Source organism: Stenotrophomonas veracruzanensis (genome assembly GCF_032911525.1).
Taxonomy (GTDB): domain Bacteria; phylum Pseudomonadota; class Gammaproteobacteria; order Xanthomonadales; family Xanthomonadaceae; genus Stenotrophomonas; species Stenotrophomonas africana.
Window position 1 is genome coordinate 40431 of sequence record NZ_JAWJTI010000004.1, and the last position, 26411, is coordinate 66841.

Below are 26411 nucleotides of genomic sequence, written 5' to 3' on the forward strand. Positions count from 1 at the left end.
CGTTGCCGGCAGGAAGCACCGGGGCGGAACGTGGCTGGCAGTGGCGGCGGACCGGGGCCCGGCGTGCGGTCCGTTGCCTTCCACGCCCCGCCCGAAGGCGATGGCGGTGGACGGCGACGATGGCCGCTGGGGCTTGCGCCCCGGGTGTTGCTTCAAGTCATGACGTGACAGGTCATGTGGTTTGGAGTGGGAGTCGAACCCACGACAGACGGAATCAGGATCCGTTGCTCTGACCAAGCTGAGCTATCCAGTTGGGGACCGCGCGGAATCGAACCGCGTACCGGCGAACCGGCGCCTGCCTCCAGCAGGCGATCCAGGCGATGGCATGTCCGCGACCTCCGGCATACGCCACGGCAACGCCGCGCGCACCAGCCCGTGGTTGAAACGGGACCGTTGGAGAATCGAGGGTGCAGGCCACCGACATTATCGGCGAGCGATAATGTTTTGATGCGATGCAGATAATGTCCAGGCGCTGCCGGTCGCGCGAAGTAAATCCTTCGGCGGGGCGGGAAAAGCCTGGGTCAGTGAGCGGCGAGTTGCCGCGCGGGGTGCAGTTCTGGCATCGCGGGTCCTTGTGCCGACGCAAACGAAAACGCCCCCGGGACTTGCGTTCCGAGGGCGTCGTCAGGCCTCGGAGATCGGGGTGGCCGATCTCCGCAGGGCGGGTATCAGGCCGTTGTCAGCTGGTCTTCCTTGCCGAACGCGCGCGCCAGCACGTCCATGCGCAGGCATGGCAGCAGTTTGGCGGTGGCGACGGAATGCGCGTTCAAGGCAAGTTTCCAGTGGTTGTTGAAACGAGGTGCGCACGATAAACCACGATTTACTCGCGCGCAACCATTTTGTTCAATTATTTTCTTCGCCGTTGTGCAATGCCGGCCAGCGGCCGGCACTACAACTCAGGCTTCCGCGCTGGCGGCGTCGAGTTGCGCGATATCCTGCACGCTCAACGACAGGTTGGCCGCTGCCAGCAGATCGTGCAGCTGCTCGACGCTGGTGGCGCTGACGATCGGCGCGGTGATCGACGGCCGTGCGATCTGCCACGCCAACGCGATCTGCGCGGCGGTCGCGCTGTGCTTGCTGGCCACGTCATCGAGTGCCTGCAGGATGCGCAGGCCACGCGGATTCAGATAGCGCTTCACCACGTTCTCGCCACGCGCCGGGCTCTTGGCCGCATCGGCCGGCGTGCGGTATTTGCCGCTGAGGAAGCCACTGGCCAGCGCGTAGTAGCCGATCACGCCGATCTGTTCGCGCTGCACCAGCGGTTCCAGTTCCTTTTCGTAGCCGGCACGGTCGTACAGGTTGTACTCCGGCTGCAGGGTTTCGTAACGCGGCAGCTTGTAGTCGGTGGATACCTTCAGCGCATCGGCCAGGCGCGTGGCGCTGTAGTTGGACGCACCGATCGCACGTACCTTGCCGGCTTCGATCAGGCGGCCGAACGCGGCCAGGGTCGCTTCCAGTGGCGTCGACTCATCATCCTCGTGGGCCTGGTACAGATCGATCACGTCGGTCTGCAGGCGGCGCAGCGAATCCTCGACCGCGGCATTGATGTTGTCCGGGGTCAGGCCGGGGCGCTCGGCCCACTTCGCCACCTTGGTTGCCAGCACCACCTTGTCGCGCTTGCCGCTGCGGGCGAACCACTTGCCGATCAGCGTTTCCGATTCGCCGCCGGCATTGCCCGGCACCCAGGCCGAATACACATCGGCGGTGTCGACCAGGTTGAAGCCGGCATCGACGAAGGCATCGAGCAGGGCGAAGCTGGCCTTCTCATCGGCGCTCCAGCCGAACACGTTGCCACCGAAGGCGAGCGGACGTACATGCAGGCCGGAACGGCCCAGTTCGCGGGTTGCCGTCATGGGCACGGACTCCTTGGGGGAAGTGCTCCAGAATAAAACGCGTTGTGTGACCGTGCTGCGGCGATGGCCACAAAACAGTGTTCCGCGATGCGCACGCAGCTAACGTTTTGTGAACACCTGGGGCGCCGTGGCTGCTAGTCTCGCCGCATCTTCCGCTGGAGTCGCTCCTATGATGCCTGCTTCGTCCCTGCGTGGTTGCCGCCTGCTGCTTGCTTCGGCCCTGCTTGCCGCTGCTCCCGCGTTCGCCGCACCGGCCACGGTGGCACCGGCAAAGATCCAGGTGTCACCGGCCATCGATGCGGCGGTGAAGGCGTCGACCCGTGATGCCAACAACGTCAAGCGCGATGGCTTCCGTCATCCGGCGCAGACGCTGTCGTTCTTCAAGGTGACGCCGGAAAAGACCGTCATCGAGATCACCCCCGGCAACGGCTGGTACTCGGAAATCCTGGCGCCGCTGCTGCAGGACAAGGGCCACTATGTTGCCGCCGTGGTCGACCCGATGGCGGTGCCCGAGGGCCGCGGCCGTGACTACCAGCAGCGCAGCCGCGACAGCCTGGAAAAGAAGTACGCCGGTGCACCGGCAGAGTTCGGCAAGACCGCCGTGGTCGCCTACGATCCGGCCAAACCGGTGTTCGGCCCTGCCAATTCAGCCGATGTGGTGCTGACCTTCCGCAACGTGCACAACTGGCGCAAGGCCGGCCAGGTGCAGGGCATGTTCCAGGGCTTCTTCAACGTGCTCAAGCCGGGCGGCGTGCTGGGCGTGGTCGAGCATCGCGCCAAGGCCGATGTGGCCGACGAGGATGACACCGGCTATGTCGGCCAGCAGCAGGTGATCGCGATGGCCGAGGCCGCCGGCTTCAAGCTGGACGCGCGCAGCGAGGTCAACGCCAACCCGCGTGACACCAAGGACCACCCGAACGGCGTGTGGACGCTGCCGCCGACCAACCAGCACGACAAGGCCGATGATGCGAAGTACCAGGCGATCGGCGAAAGCGACCGCATGACCCTGCGCTTCATCAAGCCGTAAGGGGGGGCATGCGCTGACCCTGTAGAGCCGAGCCCATGCTCGGCTCATCGCGCGCAGCGCGACAGGGAACAACAGCAGCCGAGCATGGGCTCGGCACTACAGGGACGTGGCGCGTGGCACGGCATGGGACAATGCCCCACCCGCCGACTGCCGTGCCCGCAATGCTGATCGCCTTCAACAAGCCCTTCAACGTGCTCTGCCAGTTCACCGACCGCAGCGTGCCGCCACGGCCGACCCTGGCCGGGTTCGGCCTGCCGCCGCGCGTGTATGCCGCCGGCCGCCTGGACCATGACAGCGAAGGCCTGCTGCTGCTGACGGATAACGGTACGCTGGCGCACAAGTTGACCGACCCGAAGCACAAGGCCGACAAGACCTACTGGGTGCAGGTGGAAGGCACGCCCAGCGATGAGCAGCTGCAACGGCTGCGCGATGGGGTGGAACTCAATGATGGGCCGACCTTGCCGGCGAAGATCCAGCGCCTCGATCCGGCGCCGTCGCTGTGGACACGCGATCCGCCGGTGCGCTTCCGCAAGACCGTGCCCGATGCCTGGCTGGCGATCACGATCCGCGAGGGCCGCAACCGCCAGGTGCGGCGGATGACCGCGGCGGTGAACCTGCCGACGCTGCGGCTGGTGCGGGTGTCGATGGGGCCGTACCGGCTGGAGGACCTGCAGCCGGGGCAGTGGCGGCAGATCGGTTGAAATGAAAAGGCCGGAGCCCTTCCTGCGGAAGGACCCCGGCCCTGGCAGTGGCCGACGATCTCAGGCGTCGCTGCCGATATCGCTGTGCTCGTCCACCACGGTGTCGTTGCGGCGGTCGCGTGCGTTGATGCGCTGCGCCTGCCCATTCACCACGTGGCCATTGGCAGCCTTCTTCTTCTGCTGCTTGCGGTACAACGCGTAGCCGAGCAGGCCGACGCCGACGGCAGCTGCGGCAATGGTCACGGCCGGGTTGCGGCGGGCGAACTTGGTGGCGACCTTGCCGCCGGTCTTCACTGCGCCGAGGGCGGCGCCGGTCTTGATCCAGTCCGCATTGCGCAGGCTGCCACCGGCGCTCTTCAGGCCATCGCCGGCGGTGTGGGCCAGTTCCAGGGCGCGCTCCAGAGCGCGGTCGGTGATTACGGTCAGCTTGCTCATGCGGGGGTCCTTTGCCTCGGGTCGAAGTCCAGTGTCGCGTGTTGCCCGTAAACGGTATGTCAGCCGGGGACGCACGTGGTGTGACTTTACCGCAGCCATTCAGGATCAGGCAGGCTCCGCAATCGGCCGTGCCGGCACGACCGGTCAGGTTCCGCGCGGCTTGGCCCGGTGCGTGGCCGTGGCCGTCCACGGATCATCCGGCCACGGATGGCGCGGGTAACGGCCCTTCATCTCCTTTTTCACTTCGGCGTAGGTGCTTTCCCAGAAGTTGCGCAGGTCCTGGGTGACCTGCAGCGGGCGGCCGCCGGGAGAGAGCAGGTGCAGGGTCAGCGGCACGCGGCCATCGGCGATGCGCGGCGTGTCGGCCAGGCCGAACAGTTCCTGCAGCTTCACCGCCAGCACCGGCGGCAGTGGTTCGCCGCTCTCGCTGTCCAGCGCATAGGTGATCGGCCGCTCCAGTCCTGACGGCACGGTGATGCGGGTCGGTGCATGGCGTTCGACCAGCTGCCGTTGTGACCACTCCAGGGGCGACTTCAGCGCCTCGCCGAAGCTGGATTCGTCCAGCGCATCCAGACGGGTCTTGCCGGCGAACGCGGGCTGCAGCCATTGCGCACGCGTGGCCAGCAGGGCGTCGTCGCTGCAATCAGGCAGGCCGAGCTCAGGCATCCAGCGCCGCAGCGATTCCACCCGTGCCTGCCACTGGCGCAGGCCTTCGGTCCACGGCAAGGCCTGCAGGCCGAGTTCGGCGACCGCGTCGGTCAGGGCCTGCGCGGCGTGCTGCGGATCGACCCGCCCGGCCGAGCGGCTGTCCAGCACGATGCGGTCGAAACGGGCCTCGCGCAGCGCCACCAGGGCGCGGCGCTCGCTGTCCCAGCGCACCACGTCTTCGGTGACGAAGCGCTCCGGCCACGCCTTGCGCAGCTGGCCTTCGTCCACCGGTGCGGCACGCAGCAGCAGCGCATCGCGTGCCTCGAAGCGAAGCTCGCTGGCCACCAGCCACGGTTCGCCACGCAGGCCGCTCAGTTCGTGCAGGCGCGCGCTGCGGCCATTGGCCAGCAGGTAGCGCAGCGGATCACCGGGATGCTGGAAACCGATACGGTCGGGGAAGGCATGTGCGAGCAGGTCGCCCAGCTCGTGGGCCTCGATGCTGGCCGGCGGCGCGGCATCACAGCGCAGGCGACGTCGCCACTGCCTGGCGGCCGCATCAATGGCGGCCAGACCGCTGCGGTTGGCGTCACCCGGTGCGCGGCCATTGCGGAACGCGGCCAGCGCGCGCCAACGGCTCGCCAGCGCGTCGCCACCCTGACGCAGCGGGTCGCGGGCTTCCAACAGCGCGGCCAGATCGGCGGCCAGCGCCTGTGCGCGTGCATCGGGCGCCGCCAGCAGCATCGCCGCCATCCGTGGATGCGTGCCCAGCGCCAGCACACGCCGGCCGAGTGCGGTGATCGCGCCACTGCTGGACAACGCGCCCAACCGCTGCAGCAGTTCGCGGGCGGCGCCCATTGGGCCGGCCGGTGGCGGATCCAGGAAGCGTAGGTCGCTGCTGCCCCACGCGGCCAGTTCCAGTGCCAGTCCGGCCAGTTCCACCTGATCGATCTCGGCGCGGCGCTGCGGCTCCAGCCGCTGCGACTGCGGCCACAGCCGCCAGGCCACGCCTTCGGCCACGCGACCGGCGCGACCGGCGCGCTGGTCGGCCGACGCCTGGGCGATGGCCACCACGTCCAGCCGGGTGAAGCCGCTGTTGGGGTCGTAGCGCGGTTCGCGCGCCTGGCCGCTGTCGATCACCACACGCACGCCGGGCAGGGTCACCGAGGACTCGGCCACGTTGGTGGCCAGCACCACGCGGCGGCGACCATCGCTGGCGGCCTGCAGCACGCGCGCCTGCTGTTCCACCGGCAGCTCACCATGCAGGGCCAGTAGCTCGACGTTGCCGTCGAGTGATTCCTGCAGCCCCGCCTGCACGCGCGCGATCTCGCGTTGACCGGGCAGGAACACCAGCAGGTCGCCGGGGCGTTCGGCCAGCGCCTGCTGCACCGCGCGGCGCACCTGCAGTTCCAGCGCCTCATCGCGGCGCGCCGGGAAGTGACTGACCGCCACCGGGTAGCTGCGGCCCTCGCTGCTCAGCCGCGGCGCATCGAGGAAGCGCGCCAGCCGCTCGCCATCCAGCGTGGCCGACATCACCACCAGGCGCAGGTCGTCGCGCAGCTGCGCCTGCACATCCAGCGCCAGAGCCAGGCCGAGGTCGCCGCTGAGATGGCGCTCGTGGAATTCGTCGAACAGGATCGCACCGACCTCTTCCAGCATCGGGTCGTCCTGCAGCATGCGGGTCAGGATGCCTTCGGTGATGACTTCAATGCGCGTGCGCGCCGAGACCTTGTTCTCGAAGCGGATGCGGTAGCCGATCGTGCCACCGACCTCCTCGCCCAGCTGCCGCGCCATGAACAGTGCAGCGCTGCGTGCGGCAACCCGGCGTGGTTCCAGCAGGATGATCTTTCGGCCCTGCAGCCACGGCGCATCGAGCAGGGCCAGTGGCACCTGGGTGGTCTTGCCGGCGCCGGGCGGAGCTTCGAGCACCAGCCGTGGCTGCACGGCGAGGTGCTGCTGGATCTGCGGCAGCAGCGGGGAAATCGGGAAGAGCGGGGCGTTCATGTGCAAAGGATAAGGGGCCATGGCGGGCGCAGGTACAATGCGCGGGCACTTTTCCCCCGCGATGACCATGCACCTGATCGATATCGGCGCCAACCTGACCCACGACTCCTTCGACCGTGACCGCGATGCCGTCCTCGACCGCGCACGGCAGGCCGGCGTGGTGCAGATGGTCATCACCGGTGCCAGCCGCGAGCACTCACCGTTGGCGGTGCAGCTGGCGCAGCAGCATCCGGGCTTCCTGTATGCCACGGCCGGCGTGCACCCGCATCACGCGGTGGAGTACACCGAAGAATGCGATGCCGAGATGCGCGCGCTGCACGCCTATCCGGAAGTGGTGGCGGTGGGCGAGTGCGGGCTGGACTACTTCCGTGACTTCTCGCCGCGCCCGGCGCAGCACCGTGCGTTCGAGCGCCAGCTGGAGCTGGCCGCAGACAATGGCAAGCCGCTGTTCCTGCACCAGCGTGATGCGCATGCCGATTTCATGGCGCAGATGAAGAACTTCGAAGGCCGCATCGGGCCGGCGGTGGTGCATTGCTTCACCGGCGAGCGCGATGAGCTGTTCGATTACCTGGACCAGGACTGGTACATCGGCATCACCGGCTGGCTGTGTGACGAGCGCCGCGGCGCGCACCTGCGCGAGCTGGTGAAGAACATTCCGGCCAACCGCCTGATGATCGAGACCGACGCACCGTACCTGCTGCCGCGCACGCTGAAGCCGCTGCCGAAGGACCGACGCAACGAACCGATGTTCCTCTCGCACATCGTGGAAGAGCTGGCGCGTGACCGTGGCGAGGACGTGGCGGTGACGGCGGCCAATGCAACTGCCGCGACGCGTACGTTCTTCCGCCTGCCCGACGCGGGTTGATTCCCTTCGTCGCGTCGAACGCGGCGACCGTGTGTCGTAGAGTCGAGCTTGCTCGACTGCCGTGCAGAAGCAGTCGAGCAAGCTCGACTCTACAAGCGGGTCAGAGTGATTCCAGCAGCCCGCAGTCCTTCCCGGTACGTCGGGAACCTCGGCTTCCAGCCCAGGGCTTGACGCGTGCCACGGCTGTCGATGCGCTTGTTGCTCTCATAGAAGCGCCGCAGCGTCGGGCTCAGTGTCGGGTCGTCCCAGGCCACGGCAGGCGGCATCGCAAACCCGCCCAGCTTCGCGGCGAAGGCCAGCACATCCTGTGGTGGTGCCGGTTCGTCGTCGCTGGGCAGGTACAGGCCCCGGTGCGCCGGTCGCTGCATCGACGCGATGATCACTGCCGCAAGATCCTCTACGTGCAGGCGGTTGAACGCCAGGCCCGGCCGAATCACATGGCGGGCACGGCCCTCCGCCAACTGCAGCAGGGCATTGCGGCCAGGACCATACAGCCCTGGCAGGCGGAAAACCGCCGAGGCGATGCCGCGTTGTTCAGCCAGTGCAAGCCACTGTGCTTCCGCGAGCAGGCGCCGTACGCCCGTCGTTTCAGTGGCATCGGCCACGCTGGTTTCGTTGATCCAGCCGCCGGCCCGATCGGCATATACCGACGTGGACGACAGATAGCCCACCCAGTGCAGTGCCGGACTTTCGTGCAGAGCCGGAAGCAGCAGACGCAGTGCCGGGTCGCCCTCGGCATCGGGTGGCACGCTGCACAGCACGGCCTCGGTCTGCGCGGTCTCATCGAGCAGGGCAGGCGACGGTGGGGAGTCAGCTCGCAGCTGATACCGCAGCAGGCCGTCGTCCGGTGCCGACGAGGGATCGCGCACCGTCCCGGCCACGCGCACTCCCTGTGCCTGCAGCTGCGTGGCCAGCACGCATCCGCTCCAGCCCATACCGAGGATCAGCACCCGCGTAGGCAGCGCGCTGGCCTGCAACGGGATGCTCACGCGCCGCGCAGTGCCTGGTAGGCCTGCAGGCTGCTGTAGGCGACCTGCAGCAACAGGGCTTCCTGGTCGGCTTTGCGCGCACGCACCAGCATGTCGCCGACAATCTGTTCGGCCTCTACCTGCTGGCCGGCTTCCAGATCTCGCAGCATCGATGCCTTCAACGCCGAGCCCGCCTGGGTGAGGGTGCCGCGTGCGGTGTCCTGCGCGGCGTCGGGAATCGGCTCACCGGCAGCTTCGGCCACGGCCAGGCACTCGTCGTACAGGCCACGCACGATCGCCTCGCCATCATCGGTGGCGACGATGGTGCCGATATCCGCACGCAGCAGGCAGGTCGCGGCGGCCAGCGCGGTCAGGAAGGTGTACTTGATCCACTGTTCCTGGCCGATGTGTTCGCTGGCCAGGTGATCAAGATTGGCCTGCGCGCAGGCGGCGGCGAAGGCACGTACGCGTGCGGACGCCGCGCCGCCATCGCGCTCGCCGAAGGTGAGCTTGGCCGGCTTGCCCAGATGCAGCACGGCGCCATCGGGTGCCTTGGTGGCGCTGATGAAGCACAGGCCGCCCAGCACCGCCTCGCGGCCGAAGCGCAGGTCCAGCGCATTGTAGTGATGCAGGCCATTGAGGATGGGCAGCACGGTGGTGTTCGCGCCCACGGCTGGAGCAATGGCGTCGATCGAGCTGTCGAGGTCGTAGGCCTTGCAGCTGAGGATGACCAGGTCGAACGGCTTCTGCGCGGCCAATGCGGGCAGCGCATCGGCGGTGACGTGCTGCACCGGGAAGTTGGCATCGCCGATCGGGCTGCGGATGACCAGGCCATCGCGGTCCAGCTGTGCGGCGCGCGCGGGGCGTACGAGGAAGGTTACGTCCACGCCGGCCTGGGCCAGGCGACCACCGAAGTAACCGCCGGTACCGCCGGCGCCAAGGATCAGGATGCGCATTGCACGTTCACCGTTTTCTGGGGAATCAGGAGTGCGATTGTGCCGGAGATTGCGGCCAACGGCGGAGCCCCTCGTGGTGGTTCGCGCAGTTGGTTTCATGAGCTGGGTCGTGTGAGATGGGTTCGCGGGGGACGCCGTGAACCCCGCTCCGCGGTCCGGCCCAGCCGCTGGCGGCTGTGCGTTCGGGCGCTTGCGAAGCAATGCTTCGCAAGCAAAGCGCCCTCACCCCTGGGGCTTAGCCGCGCCATCCATGGCGCGGATACCCCCGCGAGCCCATCGCACACGACTCCTGACAGTTTCCGGGTGCGGCCACCACGGAAAACAGATCAGGAGCAGAAGCGGGTCGCTCGCTGCGCTCGCTCGTGCAGAGCGGTGCTCAGGTCAGTTGTTCGCTGAAGCCTTCGGTATAGCCCAATAGCAGTGTGGTGCGGGTGGCCAGCGTTGCAGCCAATTGTGACCAGGTGTCGTGTGTTCCGGCAGCGTAGACGCGCTGCAGGTCAGCGACCAACGCATTTGCCTGTGCAGGCGACGGCGCGCTGTCGCGCTGGAAGCCCAGCCACGATGCGCCAAGTCCGAACAGGCGGTAGTCGTGGCGCTCCTGCAGATGCCGTATCAGGGCATGGTTCTGGAAGATGTCCCAGTCCGCGCTGAAGTACCCATTGGGCAGGGCGGCAATCAGCAGGTCATCGCGGTCCACCGGCACCTGCTGCACGCAGACCACCTCGTCGACGATGAGGTCCGGCGTTGCATTGGCGGCGACCAGCGCCTCGATGTCCTCGTTGCTGCACATCAGCGTGCCCGCCAGCGCGCTCCATTCCAGCCGATGAGAGGAATGCTCGAGCTGCGCGACCACATGCGCCAGCAACCGCTCGCGTGCGGCCAATGCATCTTCGGGGGTTTCCGGGTCTTCTTCCTCGTACAGCGCGATGCGCGCGTCGTCTGACGCGTGCATGCTGGTGTAGCGGCACTGGCCGGCATCATCGAGCGTGCACAGGTAGCGATGGCGGGGATCGGCCACGTGCAGCGAGGCCAGGCAATCCAGCACCTCATCCAGCGTGGGCGAATCGCTCAGCAGGACATGGCTGAATGCATCGACGGGGCCATCCGACACGGCCTTGTCCAACGGAATGGAAGTGATCTTCATGACCACAGCCTAGCCGCAATCCCGAACGAAAAGAGCCGAGCATCGGCCTTACCGTGAATGCTCCATCCACGCATGGCGTGGATCTACCGTGTCGACCAAGGTCGACACCTACCAACAGCAGCGCAGAATGACATCCCGGAAGATCGCAGGAATTCGTCGAAGGCGGGGTGGGTCCGGTTGCGGGGGCGTGAGCCGCATGGATGCGGCGACCGAGCTTACATGGACGTACTTGCAGTGGCCCCCGCAACCGGACCCACCCCGCCATCCCGCGGATAGTCAGCTTTTGCCGTTGAAGTTGACGTTGACGTTGATTCGGCGGGTGCAGGGCTGCAGGCCCTGCAGGCCACCCTCAGCTGCGCATGCCCACGCCGCGACGCAGCAGCCACAGCGCCAGCGCCGTCAGCACCACCACGAATCCGATCATCAGGCCGTAGGCCACCGGCAGCGGTACGTCACTGCTGCCCAGCAGGCCATAGCGGAACGCATTGACCATGTAGAAGATCGGATTCGCATGCGTGGCCGCTTCGGCCCAGCCCGGCAGCAGCTTCACCGAATAGAACACGCCACCCAGGTAGGTCAGCGGGGTCAGGATGAAGGTCGGCACGATCGCCACGTCGTCGAACTTCTTCGCATACACCGCGTTGATGAAGCCGGCCAGCGAGAAGATCGTCGCGCCCAGGATCACCGTCGTCAGCATCACCAGCGGGTGCGGGATGCGCACCGGGGTGAAGAACATCGCGATGATCAGCACGATCACGCCCACCATCAGGCCGCGCAGCACGGCGCCGGCCACGTAGCCCCACAGGATCACCCAGTTCGGCATCGGACTGACCAGCAGTTCTTCCACGTGACGGCCGAACTTGGCGCCAAAGAACGAGGAACTGATGTTGCCGTAGCTGTTCTGGATCACGCTCATCATCACCAGGCCCGGCACGATGAACTGCATGTAGGTGTAGCCGCCCATGTCACCCACGCGCGACCCGATCAGGTTACCGAAGATCAGGAAGTACAGGGTCATGGTGATCGCTGGCGGCACCAGGGTCTGGCCCCAGATGCGCATGATGCGGGCGACTTCGCGGCGCACGATGGTCATCAGTGCGACGCGGTTGCGCTGGCCGTCGGTCAGCTCGGTGGTGCTCATGCAGGCTTCTCCAGGTTGCCGGTGAGGCGCACGAACAGCTCCTCCAGGCGGTTGCTCTTGGTACGCATCGAACGCACGCGGATACCGGCCTCGTTGAGCGTGGCGAACACGCGGTTGAGGTCCATTGCGCGCGGCATGTCGATGTCCAGCGTGTGCGGGTCCGGCGCGGTCAGCGTCGCACCTTCGATCACCGGCAGCTGTGCCGGCAGGTCACCGTCGATGTCCAGCAGGAAGCCCTCCACGTCCAGCTTGGCCAGCAGGGTGCGCATCGGCCCCTGCTCGACGATCTGGCCATGGTTGATGATCGCCAGGTGACGGCACAGGTACTCGGCTTCTTCCAGGTAGTGCGTGGTAAGGATGATCGTGGTGCCTGCGGCATTGATCTCCTTCAGCACGCGCCACATGTCGCGGCGGATTTCGATGTCCACGCCGGCGGTCGGCTCGTCCAGGATCAGCAGGCGCGGGCGTGTCATCATCGCGCGGGCGATCATCAGCCGGCGCTTCATGCCGCCGGACAGCGTGCGGCTCATCACCTGTGCTTTTTCCCACAGGTGCGCGCGTTTCAGTTCCTCTTCGGCGCGCTGCTCGGCTTCCTCGCGCGGTACGCCATAGAAGCCGGCGTAGTTCACCAGGATGTCGAAGGGCTTCTCGAACAGGTTGAAGTTGATTTCCTGAGGCACCAGCCCGATCAGGCGCATGGTGGCGCTGCGGTTGCGCACCAGGTCGCTGCCGAACACTTCCACCTGGCCCTCGCTGAGGTTGACCAGGGAGCTGATGATGCCGATCAGGGTCGACTTGCCGGCGCCGTTGGGGCCGAGCAGGGCGAAGAAGTCGCCCGGGGCCACTTCCAGGGAAACCCCCTTCAGGGCCTGGGTGCCGTTGTCGTAGGTCTTGCGCAGGTCGCGCACGCGCAGGGCGGGCGCCGTATCGTTCTGGGATGCCAAGCTCGAAGCCTTCGCGCCCATGGGCTGGCGCTGGAGAGGGGCGGGGAGGGGCTATTATAGAAGACCCCGAGGGCTTGCCCCGGCTACACACTGTCCCGAAAAGTCGTGCCTGTTCAATTCCCCCTCAAGCTGGTCGGCTGCCGCATGCTGGCCCCGACCGTCGGCCACTACCAGTTCGTGCGTGATGATGGACAGCCGCTGGATTTCCAGCCCGGCCAGTTCATCCAGGTCCATTTCAGCTACGCAGACGGCACCGAAACCAAGCGCAGCTACTCGCTGGCGACCATCCACGACCACGCGCTGGGCCCAGGCGAGGCGGTGGATATCGCCGTCAGTTTCGTGCCCGGCGGCGCCGCCACGGCCCTGTTCGAGGCACTGGAGCAGGGCGGCCAGATCAGTGCGTCCGGCCCCTATGGCCGGTTCTGCCTGAACCCTGGCGACCACAACGCCCGTTACCTGCTGATCGCCACCGGCACCGGCGTTACCCCGTACCGCTCGATGCTGCCGCTGCTGGAAAAGGCCATGGCCGAACGCGGTGTGCAGATCGTGCTGCTGCAGGGCGCGCGCAGCCCGGGCGAGCTGCTGTACAGCGAAGATTTCTACAGCTTCGCCGAAAAGCACCCGAACTTCCGCTATGTTCCGTGCCTGTCGCGCGAGTTGCCGGCTGATCCGCACCCGGACGTGCAGCACGGCTACGTGCAGCAGGCACTGGCCGGCTTCACGCCGGACCCGGCCACCGACATCGCCTACCTGTGCGGCAACCCGGACATGGTCGATGCCTGTGCCGACCTGCTGAAGGCTGCCGGCCTGGGCAACCCGCAGATCCGCCGCGAGAAGTACGTCAGCAGCAAGTAGGCCCGGGTAGTGCCGGCCGCTGGCCGGCAACTCCAAGAACCGGAGGCGGCGCCACGCCGCCCCCGGTGCCCTGCCTCAGTACGCGATCCAGGCATCACGCCAGGCAAAGCCGGTGCCCGGGCGATAGGCATCGGCGTTGATGTTGCACCACGCACCTTCCGGGAACGGCCGGCAGGCGTAGAGCTTGCCGTCGGTGCCCTTGACCACGGTTTCGCCCGGCTTGTAGCTGCCGAGGCCGGCGGGATACACGAAGTCGTAGTCGTCACCCGGCGGCGGATCGACCGGATCGACCGGGCCCGGCACGCGGGTATCGATCTGGAACAGGTTGCCCGGCTTCAGGTAGACGCGGTTCTCGGTGGCCGAGGCGACCGGTGTGATCACGCCGTTCTTCATCACGCCCACGCGCGCCTGCTGTGCACTGGCGTTGACCTTGCGGGCCAGCGCCAGCGGCCACTGGTTCGCAGCGGTCTGACCTGCGGCCAGGGTGATCTCCGGGCGCTCCAGATCATTGCCCTGGGCGTTGAACACGCGCAGCGTCAGGGTGGTGCCTTCTTCCAATGCACCGCGGGCGGTGACCGGGCCGGCATCCTGCCACTGCGGCGGCGGTTCGATGCCACCACCGCCTTCGAAGCGCACGTCCGCGCAGGTGTAGAACGCCTCACCGGAATCCGAGCGCTGCCAGGTGTTGTAGATCACGTGCTGGCCACTGCGCTTGGGCAGCGGGCAATCCAGCTTGTAGACGTCGCCGGAGACCGGCACGTTGCCCAGCGTGCAGAATTCCTGCAGGTCGGCCCAGCGCAGCGGGCTGCCCGGCTGCCAACCGTCTCGGGTGACGTAGAACTTCCACTCGCGGGTGGCATGCGGGGCCGGCGCCTTGAACTCGAAGGTGTAGCGCCCGCGCGAATCGGCGCGGATCGGCGAGGTCGGCCAGTCACTGCGGTTCAGATCGAGGCCGCGGTACTTGCTGTTGCCGCCGCTGCACAGCTCGCCATCTGGAACCACCGCTTGATGGTTGCCGTTGGCGTTGGCCTGGTTGACGCCGGCCCAGTCATAGAACGGCTGTGCGCCACCGATGGCCTTGGCGGCGGCACACGCCGGATTGGTCGGGTTCTCGGGGTTGCCCTGGTAACAGGCATAGACGCGGCTGGACGGCTTGGACAGAGTGCCGTGTGCGAAAGCACCGCCAGAAACGGCTACGCCTGCGACAACGGAGAGTGCGAGGACGGCTCGCCGGGACAAATGCATGGAGAATCTCCTGAGGGTGATGGAACCCCTCGGAGTTTCGGAACGTGCCCCCCCTATCGCCATAGGAATAGTTTGAAAGGGGAAAGTGCGTTTGCCTTGCTGAGATGAAACTCACACTGTGCCGGGAACGGCGTTCTTCCGCCGTTCCCGGCATGGCATCTCAATACGGCACCCACGCATCGCGCCACGCCGCACCCACACCCGGGCGGTACGCCTCGGCATTGACGTTGCACCACGCACCTTCCGGGAACGGGCGGCAGGCATACAGCTTGCCGTCGCTGCTCTTCACCACGGTCTGGCCCGGCACATAGCTGCCGATGCCCGTCGGGTACACGTGGTCGAAATCACCGCCCGGCGATGGCGTACCCGGGTCCGGCACCTTGGTGTCGAGCTGGAAGCGGTTGCCGTCCTTCAGGTACACGCGATTGTCGGTGGCCGACGCCGACGGCGTGATCACGCCATTGGCAAGCACGCCCACGCGCGCATGCTGGGCACTGGCATTGACCTTGCGCGCCAGCGCCAAGGGCCACTGCGCGGCCGAGGTCTGGCCGCTGGCCAGCGTCGCTTCCACACGTTCGACATCGTTGCCGTTGGCATTGAACACGCGCAGTGCCAGCGTCGTACCCACCGGCAATTCACCGCGGGCGGTGACCGGGCCGGCATCCTGCCATTGCGGTGCCGGCGTCGTACCACCGCCGCCGCCTTCAAAGCGTACGTCCATGCAGGTGTAGAACGCTTCGGTCGAATCCGAGCGCTGCCAGGTGTTGTAGATCACATGCTGGCCGGTGCGCTGCGGCAGCGTGCACTGCAGCTTGTAGGTGCCATCGGCAGAGAGCGGTGTATTGCCCAGCGTGCAGAACTCCTGCAGGTCGGCCCAACGCAACGGGCTGCCTGGTTGCCAGCCGTCGCGGGTGACGAAGAAGCGCCAGTCGCGCGTGGCGTGCGGCGCGGTCGCCTTGAACACGAAGGTGAACTTGCCATTGGCATCGGCCTGGATCGGCGTGGTCTGCCAGTCACTGCGGTTCACGTCCAGGCCGCGGAAGGTCGGGTTGTTGCCGCTGCACAGCTTGCCGTCGGGCACCACGGCCTGATGGTTGCCGTTGGCGTTGGCCTGGTTGATGCCGTTCCAGTCGTAGAAAGCCTGCGATCCGCCGACAGCCTTGGCGGCTGCACAGGCCGGGTTCGTCGGGTTCTCGGGATTGCCCTGGAAACAGGCATAGACGCGGCTGACCGGCGTGGTCATGGTGCCGTGGGCAAAAGCATCGCCGGCCAGCAACAGGCCAGCGGCGGCCAATGAAGTAGCCAGCAGCAGCGGTGTGGATTGGAATGACATGGCGCTTCCTTGTGGTCGTCGAAAGAGAGCGGTGACCGCAGAGTTGCGCTGCGCGGCGGACTTTCGGCGGCACCATGGCGAGTATCGAATTGCGATGCCGGGTGCGGAACCATGGAAATGCTGATCCGTGACTGTGGGTGTGAAGCCCTTCCCGCGGGCTTCACGTGGGACTGAACGGATGCGCTGGCGATCACGTGTTCGGCGTGGCAACGATCACGTCGTGGAGATCCGGCTATGTCGGCGCCATGCCGACGCGATCCGCCTGGCATGAGAAGCAGCCGTGGGCCGCGTTGTGCAGCTGCACGAAGGCCACGGCAGGGTCGGCAAACAGCGCGTCCAGCCGAGCGCCGACATCCGTGCCTGCACTGATCTCGGCGGCCAGCATCAATGCAGCCTGGTCATAGGCGCGCAACGAGATCATCCGGCGCTGCACATACGGGGGCACCTCGCCTGGCGGCAGCACGCAACGGGTCACGCCACGCTGTACGAAGATCGGGCCCGAGGCGTGATAGGGCGAGTGCAGGGGCAGGTGCACATGGGACAACAGCAGCAGCTCGCTGCCACTGGGTGGATCGCTCAGGCTGACCCGGCAGGGGTGTCCTCCTGTTTCGCCGGCCCAGCGACGCTGGATGCCCAGCGCGGCCAGCGCGGTGTCGCTCTTCTCGAACAGGTGCAGGAACGGGCGGTGGTCGATGCCACCGAGGTACCACGCATGCATGGGCGTCTCCTTGGTTTTCCGAGGATTCTGCGCATGCGCCGGCGCCGTGCTCGCCGTTTTCGGACCCCGCATCTGCATCGGGCCAGGCAGCGCCACCGGGACCGCAGCACAAGGCGCTAAGATGCGCGCGCCGCCCCAGCCGATGAGCGTCGCATGTCCCTGGATTTCCGCACCCTCACCGTGCTTGGCTTCCTGCTCTGCATCGGCATTGCCGTGGGGTTCTCGTTGTTGCTGGTGGTGTTGCGCGGGCAACCGGTGCTGCGCCTGTGGACCGCAAGCCTGTGGCTGCTGACCCTGGGCGTGACCCTGCTGGCGCTGCGACCCTACCTGCCGTTGGCGCCGGCCATACTGGCCGGGAATGCGGCGATGGCCGGCTGCGCGCTGCTGATGCTGCGTGGCGTGGCGCTGCATCTGGAACAACCGCTGCCGCTGTGGCGGCCGTTGCTGATGGCAGCCGTGTTCATGGCCTGCATCTTCGCCTTCCTGGTGCTGTGGCCGGACCTGGGCGTGCGCCTGCAGGTGTTCAGTGTGTTCACGCTGCTGGTTGATGGCTGGATCGCGTGGCTGCTGCTGCGGCATGCCCCCGTGCAGCAGCGCACCAGCTGCCGTCTGGCGGCGGTGGTGTTTCTGGCCGAGGCGGCCCTGTACGCGGTGCGCCTGTTCCTGCCGGTGGCACCCGATGCCGGTGAGGACATCATGCGCACCGGCACGCCGATGTTCGTCACCTACATTGCCGGTGTGATGCTGGAACTGGCGCGATGCTTTGCGATGGTGCTGCTGCTGGTCGAACGCATGCTGGTCGATCTGCGGCGTGCGGCGCGCACAGACGGCCTGACCGGGCTGCTCAACCGCAGCGCGGTGCTGGCCGATGGCCAGGTGCAGTTGCAGCGGCTGCGCCGGCAGGGCCGGCCACTGGCCCTGCTGCTGATCGACGTCGATCACTTCAAGCAGATCAACGACCGCTGGGGCCATCTGGCCGGGGACGAGGTACTGCGCCACTTCGCTGCGTTGCTGCAGCACGGTTTGCAGGGCCGTGACACGTTGCTGGGCCGCTATGGTGGCGAGGAGTTCGTGCTGGTTCTGGCCGGAAGCACGCAGGCTGAAGCGATGGCGCGGGCTGCGACGATCCGTACCGCCCTGCAGCAGAAGCCGGCGCGGCTGGCCACCGGGCCGGTGACGTTCACTGCCAGCATCGGCCTGGCGATGGACGACGGCCAGGGCGAGCTGTCCACGCTGCTGGCAGCGGCGGACGCGGCGCTGTACCGGGCCAAGGCCGCGGGCCGCGATCGCCTGGCCTGCGCTACGCCGGCGGAGATTTCGCGTCTGCCCATCGCCGACGACGCCGTGCCCGTGTAAGTTGAGTCACATCTTCCGCGGCAGCCCGTCGTGGTTGCCAGGAACGTCCTCCAGGGGAAACGAGCACGATGCAAAGACACCACCTCGCGTTGGCCGCAGTGTTGGCCAGCCTGATGCTTGCCGGTTGCAGCCAGTCACCGTCACCCGGCGCCGAAGGCGCCAGCGATGCACCCAGCCGCCGTTTCGGCACGATCGACTTCCAGCCCTGCACGCTGTCCACGGTAGGTGCCAGTGCCAACGTGGAAGCGCAGTGCGCCACCCTGCAGGTGCTGGAGGACCGGGCCCAGCCCGCTGGCCGGCGCATCGGCCTGCGCATCGCCTGGCTGGAGTCGGGCAGCAGCGGCTCCAGCCAGCCCGACCCGGTGTTCTTCCTGGCCGGTGGCCCCGGCCAGGCCGCCAGCGAAGTGGCCGTCATTGTCGATACCGCGCTGCGCCAGGTGCGCAAGCAGCGGGACATCTTCCTGGTCGACCAGCGCGGCACCGGCGGCTCCAACCCGCTCAGCTGCCTCGGCGCGGACGGAAAGGAACTGCCGATGGACGAGGACGCGGCGCCCTCCGAGGCCTTGCTGCGCGACTATGCCCAGCGATGCGCGGCTTCCCTGCAGGGACGTGCGGACGCACGTTTCTACACCACCACCGAAGCCATTGCCGACCTGGACGCGGTCCGCCAGGCCTTGGGCGTGGACCGGGTCAATCTGATCGGTGCGTCCTACGGTACCCGCGTGGCCCAGCGCTATGCGGGTACCTATCCACAGCACACCCGCAGCATCGTCATCGATGGCGTGGTGCCGAATGAGCTGGTGGTGGGCGGCGATTTCGCCAGGACGTTCGAAGATGCGATCGCCCTGCAGTCGGCGCAGTGCCGCAAGGACGCTGCCTGCAGCAAGCGCTTCCCGACCGATACCCGTGCGCAGCTGCGCAGCGTGGTCGAGACCCTGCGCCGTGCACCGGTTCCGGTCGAGTATCGCGATCCCGGCACCTACGACACCCGGAAGGATGTGCTGACACCGGACAGCGTTGTGGGCCTGGCTTTTGCGTTTTCCTATGTACCCCAATACGCCTCATTGCTGCCGCTGGTTCTTGATGAAGCCGCGCACGGCCGCTACGCCCCGCTCGCCTCGCTGGCGCGCGGTGCGAACCGCAGCATGGATTTCCAGATCAACCGTGGCATGCATTGGTCGGTGATCTGCAGCGAAGATGCGCCGCGCTACCAGGCGCCGGCCGAGGACCCCGGGCGCCTGTTCGGCAACGACGTGGCAAGTTCCTTCTTTGCCGCCTGCCCGGCATGGCCGCACCGGCCGGCACCGGCAGCCAATGCCGTGCCGCTGCGCAGTGACGTACCGGCGCTGCTGTTGTCTGGTGAACTGGACCCGGTGACCCCGCCGCGCTATGCCGAGCAGGTCCTCAAGGGCCTGCCCAATGGACGCGCGCTGGTCGCCCGCGGCCAGGGCCACGGCACACTGACCGCCGGTTGCATGCCGCGCCTGCTCGGCCAGTTCATCGACACGACCGATGCCAAGGCGCTGGATGCCGGCTGCCTGGACACGCTGAGCTACGTGCCGGCGTTCACCTCGTTCAACGGATGGGAACCATGATCGTCGCCGACAACCTGCACAAGGCCTTCGACACCCGCACGGGCCGCATCCAGGCGGTCGCCAACGTTGGCTTCCGCGCCGAGGATGGTCGCATCACCGGTCTGCTGGGGCCCAATGGCGCCGGCAAGACCACCACCATGCGCATGCTGTACACGCTGATGACGCCCGACCAGGGCAGCATCAGCGTCGATGGTGTGGACGCTGCGCGCAATCCGGTGGAAGTGCGTCGCCATCTCGGCGTGCTGCCCGATGCGCGTGGCGTCTACAAGCGCCTGACCGCGCGCGAGAACATCGCTTACTTCGGCGAACTGCATGGACTTTCGGCCGAGCGCATCCGAGAGCGCATCGAGGTGCTGTCGCACGCGCTGGACATGGGTGACATCCTCGACCGCCAGACCGATGGCTTCTCGCAGGGCCAGCGCACCAAGACCGCGATTGCCCGCGCGCTGGTGCACGACCCGCGCAACGTCATTCTCGATGAACCGACCAACGGCCTGGACGTGATGACCACGCGCGCACTGCGCCGCTTCCTGCTGGGTCTGCGCGAAGAGGGCCGCTGCGTGATCCTGTCCAGCCACATCATGCAGGAGGTGGCCGCGCTGTGCGATCACATCGTGATCATCGCCAAAGGCACGGTGATGGCCGCCGGCAGCGCCGATGAACTGCGCACGCAGTCCGGCGAATCCAACCTGGAGGATGCGTTCGTGAAACTGATCGGCAGCGAAGAGGGCCTGCACGCATGAGCATGATGTCGACCCTGATGACGGTGATGCGCAAGGAGCTGCGTGACCTGTCGCGCGACCGCCGTACGCTGGCGCTGACCCTGCTGTTCGGGCCGCTGCTGTACCCGCTGCTGATCCTGGGCATGGGCAAGCTGTCCGAAAGCCGCGTGCGCACGCAGATCGAGCAGCCGCTGCAGATTCCCACCATCGGCGCCGAACATGCGCCGAACCTGGTGCGCTTCCTGGCTGCCCAGGGCCTGCATGCCGCTGCTGCGCCGAAGGACCTGGCCGAGGCCATCCGTTCGCAGGACATCGACGTGGCGCTGCGCATCAGCCCGGACTTCGGCAGGGACTGGGCCGATGGCAAGCCGGCGCTGGTGGAGGTGATCAGTGACAGCACACGACGCGCCGCCGAGGTGCCCACTGCGCGCCTGCAGGCGGCGTTGGCCACATACAACGGGCAGGTGGGGGCGCTGCGGCTGATGGCGCGGGGCATCGACGCCCAGGTCGCACGGCCACTGGACGTGGCCAGCCAGGACATGGCCAGTGCCGAAGCCAAGCGTGGCCTGATGCTGTCGGCGTTGTTGCCGATCCTGCTGACCCTCACCTCGTTCCTCGGTGGTGCCTACTTGGTGATGGACACCACCGCCGGCGAGCGTGAGCGGCAGTCGCTGGAGCCGCTGCTGGCCACGCCCGGGTCGCGCAGCGCCATTGTCAGCGGCAAGATCGCCGCCGCCTGCATGGTCGGCTTTGCGTCGCTGCTGTTGACCCTGGCCGCGTTCAAGGTGAGCGCGCAGATCGCCCCCGGCAACATCGGCCGCCAGCTCAACATGAACATCATGGCGATGGTGCAGATGCTGCTGGTGATGCTGCCGATGCTGCTGATCGGCACCTCGCTGCTGACCTTCCTGGCCGCAGCCGCCAAGAGCATGAAGGAAGCGCAGAGCCACATGACCTGGTTGATGCTGCTGCCGATGCTGCCCGGCTATGCGCTGATTGCCTACCCGGTGAAGAGCCAGCTGTGGCAGTACGCCGTGCCGTTCCTGTCGCAGAACCAGATGCTGCTGAAGGTGATCCGCCACGAGACCATCACACCGGCGGTCTGGGCCATCTACCTCGGCGCCAGCCTCGGCCTGGCCGCCGTGCTGTGGTTCGCCGCCGTGCGCCGCTACCACAACGAGCGTCTGGCCATCTCCGGCTGACATGCAAAAAAGGGGACGGAGGGGATTAAGTCGTTTCCAGCCCTCCCGTCCCCTCTTTGCGCGGGCGCCCCCGCTTGCGCAGCATCGCAGGTCGTCCAAGTGTCTGCTCCACCATCCGCAGGTACGCTGTACTTCCCAATGGATGCTGCGCAGCACTGTGAGCGCGGATTGCCTGCAGGTCAGCGGACGCATCTAGATCCCGCAGGAACTGCCCATAGAGCGTCGTCCGCTGTCGCTTGCTCGCGGCCAGTGCCTGAAATGCAGGGTGCTCTGTCAGCATCGGATCGTGCCGTCGCTGCAGGTTTCCGTGCACGCTCGACCATGGGTGATCTTCCGGGCCGGCTGTCATCCCTGCACGAACCGGATTGAGTTCGATGTAGCGATAGACGCTGAGCAGATAGGCGTCGCTGTCCACCATTGAAGAATGGAAGCGGCCCTGCCAGAGCGGTCCGCTGCGCCCATGTCGCTGATTGAAGGCCTGGACGTAGTTGTTGCCCTGCATCCGCATCGCATTGGCTAGGCCCACACCCGTGGAAGGTGTGGCCAACAGATGGACGTGATTGCCCATCAATACGTAGGCATGTAGCGCGACCTGATGCTTCAGAAACGCACTGTGCAACAGGTGCAGAAACAGCTGGCGGTCGATATCGTCAACGAAGATCGCCCCCTTGTTCACACCGCGCTGGGTCACGTGGTACGGCTGGCCGGCCAACATCAGGCGTGCTTGTCGAGGCATGGGAGTTCAGGGATTCAAGGAACCACCAGCCTGCCGCCAACGTGGCTGCGGTGGACATCAGGTGATGCCGCGAGAAGGTGTGGGGTAGGGCAGAAGCGACTTAATCCCCTCCGTCCCCTTTTCCGTAGCGCGCAGGCGTCACCCCCATCTCACGCTTGAACACGTTGATGAAGGAACTGGGCGTCTCGTAGCCCATCGACAGGGCGACGCTGATCACCGGCTCGCCCGCCAGCAGGCGTGGCAGTGCCAGCAGTACGCGTAGGCGTTGCCGCCACTGGCTCAAGGTCATGCCTGTTTCGGCCTGCCAACGGCGGGCGAGACTGCGGCTGGACAGCCCGCTGGTGGCCGCCCACGCCTCGACACCGCGCAGGTCGTCCGGCCAACGCACCAGCACCGAAGCGATCTTCTGCAGTCGCCGGTCACGCGGTTGTGGCAGGGCAAGCGGCAGGGGCGTGCTGGCGGCAATCTCATCGGCGATCACACCGGCCAGTCGTGCCTGCGCAGCATCCAGGGGCGGGTGGGGCCACCGCAGCGCACGTGTTGTTGCCGCCTGCAGCAGTGCATCGGGCTGGAAAATGCGCGGTGTGGTGGGCAGACCCAGGCAGGCCTCGGCGTTGAAGTACAGGCTCCAGCCATCGAACCCGTCCGCGCCCAGCAATGCGTGGGGTAGCAATGGCGGTATCCAGGCGACGTGACCTGCGGGCAGCAGCCAGTGCCGGTCGTCGGCGGCGATCCGCAGCAGCCCCTGATGCGCACCCAGCAGCTGCCCACGGGCATGCCGGTGGCGGGCGGTGCGACGCTTGCCGAGCTGGTGCAGCCGGGCCGCCAGCACCACCGGCCCGTCGGCGGCATCGGCCAACGCGGGGTCGAGCAATGGAGGAGTTGTCTGATCTGCCATATCCATTGGCAGTTATACGGCAGAAGCGTCGCGTCCGTGCCCCGACACTGGAGCCCACTTAACGGAGCGCTTCCCCATGCAGCCACAGGACATTCTTCCCGACCATCAGAACGACGTGCAGGTGAACGGCCTCACCGTGCGCAAGGGCAGTGTGGGTGCTTTCCTCGCCAGCGTTCGTGACTGGCAGGATCCGGCCAGCGATCCCGCCACGCGTGCCACTGCCGAAGCCGACCTGCGTGCGCTGCTGCCGGGCCTGCACGCGCTGGGCCTGTTCCAGGTACTGACGGCGCGCGATCCGGCACTGCAACGACTGATCGATGGAGCGGCCTGAAACGGACAAGGCCCGGACATGCCGGGCCTTGGCGTCATTGCAGGGGCAGAAACGACTTAATCCCCTCCGTCCCCTTTTTCGTTCAGTTGTTGCCCGGCGCGAACACCAGCGTACGGCGGGTGGTCACCGGCGCGCTGACCGGCTCGAAGCGCCAGCGCTTGACCGCGTTCAGAGCTTCACGGTCGAACACGCGTCCCGGCGTCGCGCGCAGCACGCGAGCGTTCACCACCGAGCCGTCAGTGCCGACGGTGATCTCCACCAGTACTTCGCCGGAGGTTCCCGAACGCAGGGCTTCGCCCGGATAGCGCGGCGCCGGTGTGCTGACCGGGCGCAGGGTGGGCGCTGCGGGTGCGGCGGCCTGGCGTGCGGCGCTGGCCTGCTGCGCGGCGGCCTGCTGCTGCTTCTGCTCGGCCTCACGACGGGCGGCGGCCTGGCGCTCGGCCTCCTGGCGCTCGTTGTCGCGGCGCGCGGCATCCTGCTGCGCGGCAATCTGCTTGGCGGCGTCGGCTTCCTTGGCGCGCTGCTCGGTCAGGCGCTGCTGCTCGGTCTGCTGCTTGCTGCGGTCCTCGGCGTCCTTCTTCGCCTTCTCGGCTTCGGCTTCGGTGCGCTTGGCCGCGTTCTGCACGCCCTTGGCCAGGCCATCCTTCAGGCGCGGCAGCGCCGGCGCGGAGGCATCCACCTTCTCGATCAGTGCCACCAGGCGCTGCGCTTCGGTGTAGTCCTCGCGGCCCAGGTGCTGTTCGGCGGCGATCAGGGTGTAGGGCAGCAGGTCGGTCAGCGCGCTCTTCACCGAGGCGTCGTCCGGGGTCTTGTCGCGCAGGGCGAGGTAGTACTCGATGGCGTTGTCGCCGGCCGGCGCGTACATGCGGTTCTCGCGCAGGGCCTGGCTGGCCGACTCACGCAGCTGCTCGGTGCCCATCGACTGCACCTTGGCGGCGACCACCGGTGCGGCCGGTGCAGCGGCGGTGGGTGCGGCGGCCGGGGCCGGTGCTGCGGTTTCTTCCTTGCCCGAGCAGGCGGCCAGTGCCAGTGCCAGGGCAACCGGCAGCCACCGGCGCGCGGCGGTGATCGTTGAGACGTGCGACATCCTGCTCCCCTCTAGAAGACGACGTGACGTAAATCATTGATATGCATGGCCGGGACCTGCGGTCCGGGCACGGCAGGGTGACGTTTCCCGACGCCACCGCCGGCAACGGCGAGGGTGCAATCTAGCATCCCGGCCACCGCCGCGTACAAGGGGCAGGGGCCGGGACGGGGCAGCGGCGGTCAAGCCGCTGGTGGCACCGGCCTCAGTGGTCGTGCGCCTTGTCGTGCGACCTGCTGTGGCTGTTGGACATCAGCTTGTCGGTCCACGCAATGCCGATCGCCGACAGGATGAACACGCAGTGGATGATGGTCTGCCACAGCACGCCGTCCTGGGTCAGCATCGAGCAGCGAGCGACACCGATGTTGGCCGCGGCCACGCTCATCTGCTCCGGCGTGCACAGCGGAATACCGCCCAGCGCACCGCTGGCGATGAAGGTCTTCAGCAGGTGGATCGAGGAGATGCCGATGATCGCCATCGCCAGCTTCACCTTCAGCACGCTGGCGTTGACGTGGCTCAGCCATTCCGGCTGGTCCGGGTGGCCTTCCAGGCGCAGGCGCGAGACGAAGGTTTCGTAGCCACCGACGATCACCATCACCAGCAGGTTGGAGATCATCACCACGTCGATCAGGCCCAGCACGATCAGCATGATCTGCTGCTCGCCCATCGACACCGAATGCGAGATCAGGTGCCACAGTTCCTTGCCGAACAGGAACACATAGACGCACTGCGCCACGATCAGGCCCAGGTACAGCGGCAGCTGCAGCCAGCGCGAGGCGAAGATCAGCGTGGACAAGGGGGAGAGCGGCGGGCGGTTTGCACTCATGCGAGGGATGCTGCGTTGCGGGGGAGAGGCGAGGTTACCGGCCCGCCATGACGGTGCCAACCCAACTCACGCACTAGACTTCAGGTTCCTTTCCGCACCTCGAGCCGACGCCATGATCGACCTGTATTACTGGCCCACCCCGAACGGCCACAAAGTGACCCTGCTGCTGGAAGAAGCCGGCCTGGACTACCGCATCCACCCGGTCAACATCGGCTCGGGCGACCAGTTCAAGCCGGAATTCCTCGCCATCTCGCCCAACAACAAGATGCCGGCCATCGTCGATCATGCCCCGGCCGATGGCGGCGCCCCGCAGAGCGTGTTCGAGTCCGGTGCGATCCTGCTGTACCTGGCCGAAAAGACCGGCCAGTTCCTGCCCAGCGACCCGCGCGGCCGCGTCACCACCCTGGAATGGCTGTTCTGGCAGATGGCCGGTCTGGGTCCCATGAGCGGCCAGATGGGCCACTTCAACGTCTACGCGCCGGAGAAGATCCCGTATGCCATCGAGCGCTACGACAACGAAGTGCGCCGGCTGCACGGCGTGATGGACAAGCGTCTGGCCCAGCATGCCTTCCTGGCCGGTGACGAATACACCATCGCCGACATGGCCAGCTACCCGTGGGTCGGCGCCTACGACAAGCTGCCGGTGGACTTCGCTTCCTTCCCGAACCTCAAGCGCTGGCACGAGATGATTGCCGCGCGCCCGGCCACCCAGCGCGCCTATGCCCTGCGCCAGCAGGTGAACCCGAACGCCGGCAAGCCGCTCAGCGACGAAGAGCGCAGGCACCTGTTCGGCCAGCGTTGACCCGGGCAGCTGAAGATGGGTGCCG

Annotated in this window: 25 protein-coding genes and 1 tRNA gene; 10 read left to right on the forward strand and 16 right to left on the reverse strand. The window is 67.0% G+C overall.

Features of this window, described 5'->3' with window-relative positions:
* Positions 1–177: 177 nt before the first annotated feature.
* Both R1H25_RS05090 and R1H25_RS05095 read right to left on the reverse strand, forming a co-directional pair.
* Positions 178–251, reverse strand: a tRNA-Gln gene (locus R1H25_RS05090).
* A 645-nt stretch (positions 252–896) separates the two neighbouring features.
* Complete coding sequence (locus R1H25_RS05095) at positions 897–1853, reverse strand: aldo/keto reductase (RefSeq protein ID WP_317222931.1); 957 nt, start codon at positions 1851–1853, stop codon at positions 897–899.
* 169 nt (positions 1854–2022) lie between these two features.
* On the opposite strand from R1H25_RS05095, the gene R1H25_RS05100 reads away from it, so the two are divergent.
* Both R1H25_RS05100 and R1H25_RS05105 read left to right on the forward strand, forming a co-directional pair.
* On the forward strand, positions 2023–2880 hold the full coding sequence (locus tag R1H25_RS05100) for a methyltransferase (protein ID WP_317222932.1): 858 nt from the start codon (positions 2023–2025) through the stop codon (positions 2878–2880).
* Positions 2881–3041: 161 nt separating this feature from the next.
* On the forward strand, positions 3042–3581 hold the full coding sequence (locus R1H25_RS05105; RefSeq protein WP_317223017.1) for a pseudouridine synthase: 540 nt from the start codon (positions 3042–3044) through the stop codon (positions 3579–3581).
* Between the two features lie 60 nt (positions 3582–3641).
* Here R1H25_RS05105 and R1H25_RS05110 read toward each other — a convergent pair whose 3' ends face one another.
* Together R1H25_RS05110 and hrpB are read right to left on the reverse strand one after the other, a co-directional pair.
* Positions 3642–4016, reverse strand: coding sequence for a hypothetical protein (locus R1H25_RS05110; protein WP_005411574.1), 375 nt, complete (start codon positions 4014–4016; stop codon positions 3642–3644).
* A gap of 144 nt (positions 4017–4160) precedes the next feature.
* The gene (gene hrpB, locus R1H25_RS05115) at positions 4161–6665 is read right to left on the reverse strand and encodes an ATP-dependent helicase HrpB (RefSeq protein ID WP_317222933.1); all 2505 of its coding nucleotides are present in this window, start codon (positions 6663–6665) and stop codon (positions 4161–4163) included.
* 67 nt (positions 6666–6732) lie between these two features.
* On the opposite strand from hrpB, the gene R1H25_RS05120 reads away from it, so the two are divergent.
* Positions 6733–7530, forward strand: coding sequence for a TatD family hydrolase (locus R1H25_RS05120; RefSeq protein ID WP_317222934.1), 798 nt, complete (start codon positions 6733–6735; stop codon positions 7528–7530).
* An 89-nt stretch (positions 7531–7619) separates the two neighbouring features.
* On the opposite strand, the gene R1H25_RS05125 is transcribed toward R1H25_RS05120, so the two are convergent.
* From R1H25_RS05125 to R1H25_RS05145, 5 genes are all read right to left on the reverse strand, one after another.
* A complete protein-coding gene (locus R1H25_RS05125) occupies positions 7620–8519 on the reverse strand; it encodes an epimerase (protein WP_317222935.1) in 900 nt (299 codons plus the stop codon).
* Positions 8516–9454, reverse strand: coding sequence for a 2-dehydropantoate 2-reductase (gene panE / locus R1H25_RS05130; RefSeq protein ID WP_317222936.1), 939 nt, complete (start codon positions 9452–9454; stop codon positions 8516–8518). Before panE ends, R1H25_RS05125 begins: the two co-directional genes overlap by 4 nt.
* 376 nt (positions 9455–9830) lie before the next feature.
* Positions 9831–10598: a hypothetical protein gene (locus R1H25_RS05135; RefSeq protein ID WP_317222937.1), complete on the reverse strand. Its 768-nt coding sequence runs from the start codon at positions 10596–10598 to the stop codon at positions 9831–9833.
* Positions 10599–10947: 349 nt separating this feature from the next.
* Positions 10948–11739 (reverse strand): ABC transporter permease, encoded by a 792-nt coding sequence (locus R1H25_RS05140; protein ID WP_010482250.1) that lies wholly within the window; start codon positions 11737–11739, stop codon positions 10948–10950.
* Positions 11736–12704, reverse strand: coding sequence for an ABC transporter ATP-binding protein (locus R1H25_RS05145; RefSeq protein WP_005411567.1), 969 nt, complete (start codon positions 12702–12704; stop codon positions 11736–11738). Before R1H25_RS05145 ends, R1H25_RS05140 begins: the two co-directional genes overlap by 4 nt.
* A gap of 84 nt (positions 12705–12788) precedes the next feature.
* Between R1H25_RS05145 and R1H25_RS05150 the strand changes: the two genes are divergently transcribed.
* Complete coding sequence (locus R1H25_RS05150) at positions 12789–13538, forward strand: ferredoxin--NADP reductase (RefSeq protein WP_080354817.1); 750 nt, start codon at positions 12789–12791, stop codon at positions 13536–13538.
* A gap of 75 nt (positions 13539–13613) precedes the next feature.
* Here the strand turns inward: R1H25_RS05150 and R1H25_RS05155 are convergent, their stop codons facing one another.
* From R1H25_RS05155 to R1H25_RS05165, 3 genes are all read right to left on the reverse strand, one after another.
* On the reverse strand, positions 13614–14783 hold the full coding sequence (locus R1H25_RS05155) for a lytic polysaccharide monooxygenase (protein ID WP_317222938.1): 1170 nt from the start codon (positions 14781–14783) through the stop codon (positions 13614–13616).
* A gap of 160 nt (positions 14784–14943) precedes the next feature.
* A complete protein-coding gene (locus R1H25_RS05160; RefSeq protein WP_088479476.1) occupies positions 14944–16116 on the reverse strand; it encodes a lytic polysaccharide monooxygenase in 1173 nt (390 codons plus the stop codon).
* Positions 16117–16348: 232 nt separating this feature from the next.
* A complete protein-coding gene (locus tag R1H25_RS05165; RefSeq protein ID WP_049445117.1) occupies positions 16349–16834 on the reverse strand; it encodes a DUF1203 domain-containing protein in 486 nt (161 codons plus the stop codon).
* Between the two features lie 153 nt (positions 16835–16987).
* On the opposite strand from R1H25_RS05165, the gene R1H25_RS05170 reads away from it, so the two are divergent.
* The 4 genes from R1H25_RS05170 to R1H25_RS05185 all read left to right on the forward strand — a co-directional run bounded on the left by R1H25_RS05170 (position 16988) and on the right by R1H25_RS05185 (position 21709).
* Positions 16988–18190 carry a GGDEF domain-containing protein gene (locus tag R1H25_RS05170; protein ID WP_317222939.1) on the forward strand — a complete coding sequence of 401 codons (1203 nt, stop codon included), beginning with the start codon at positions 16988–16990 and terminating at the stop codon, positions 18188–18190.
* Between the two features lie 68 nt (positions 18191–18258).
* Positions 18259–19785: an alpha/beta fold hydrolase gene (locus R1H25_RS05175; protein ID WP_317222940.1), complete on the forward strand. Its 1527-nt coding sequence runs from the start codon at positions 18259–18261 to the stop codon at positions 19783–19785.
* Positions 19782–20528, forward strand: a complete 747-nt coding sequence (locus R1H25_RS05180; protein WP_049445108.1) for an ATP-binding cassette domain-containing protein — start codon at positions 19782–19784, stop codon at positions 20526–20528. Before R1H25_RS05175 ends, R1H25_RS05180 begins: the two co-directional genes overlap by 4 nt.
* Entirely contained in the window at positions 20525–21709 is a 1185-nt protein-coding gene (locus R1H25_RS05185; protein WP_317222941.1) for an ABC transporter permease, read from the forward strand. Before R1H25_RS05180 ends, R1H25_RS05185 begins: the two co-directional genes overlap by 4 nt.
* A gap of 25 nt (positions 21710–21734) precedes the next feature.
* Here R1H25_RS05185 and R1H25_RS05190 read toward each other — a convergent pair whose 3' ends face one another.
* Both R1H25_RS05190 and R1H25_RS05195 read right to left on the reverse strand, forming a co-directional pair.
* A complete protein-coding gene (locus R1H25_RS05190) occupies positions 21735–22445 on the reverse strand; it encodes a transposase (protein WP_164159044.1) in 711 nt (236 codons plus the stop codon).
* A gap of 100 nt (positions 22446–22545) precedes the next feature.
* Complete coding sequence (locus R1H25_RS05195; RefSeq protein ID WP_317223018.1) at positions 22546–23343, reverse strand: helix-turn-helix transcriptional regulator; 798 nt, start codon at positions 23341–23343, stop codon at positions 22546–22548.
* A 76-nt stretch (positions 23344–23419) separates the two neighbouring features.
* Between R1H25_RS05195 and R1H25_RS05200 the strand changes: the two genes are divergently transcribed.
* The gene (locus tag R1H25_RS05200) at positions 23420–23674 is read left to right on the forward strand and encodes a hypothetical protein (RefSeq protein WP_049445097.1); all 255 of its coding nucleotides are present in this window, start codon (positions 23420–23422) and stop codon (positions 23672–23674) included.
* A gap of 82 nt (positions 23675–23756) precedes the next feature.
* Here R1H25_RS05200 and R1H25_RS05205 read toward each other — a convergent pair whose 3' ends face one another.
* Positions 23757–24761, reverse strand: coding sequence for an energy transducer TonB (locus tag R1H25_RS05205; protein ID WP_049445093.1), 1005 nt, complete (start codon positions 24759–24761; stop codon positions 23757–23759).
* Between the two features lie 202 nt (positions 24762–24963).
* Positions 24964–25584: a TIGR00645 family protein gene (locus R1H25_RS05210; RefSeq protein WP_012481561.1), complete on the reverse strand. Its 621-nt coding sequence runs from the start codon at positions 25582–25584 to the stop codon at positions 24964–24966.
* A gap of 112 nt (positions 25585–25696) precedes the next feature.
* Here R1H25_RS05210 and R1H25_RS05215 point away from each other — a divergent pair, with 112 nt between their 5' ends.
* Complete coding sequence (locus R1H25_RS05215; RefSeq protein ID WP_317222942.1) at positions 25697–26386, forward strand: glutathione binding-like protein; 690 nt, start codon at positions 25697–25699, stop codon at positions 26384–26386.
* Positions 26387–26411 lie beyond the last annotated feature (25 nt).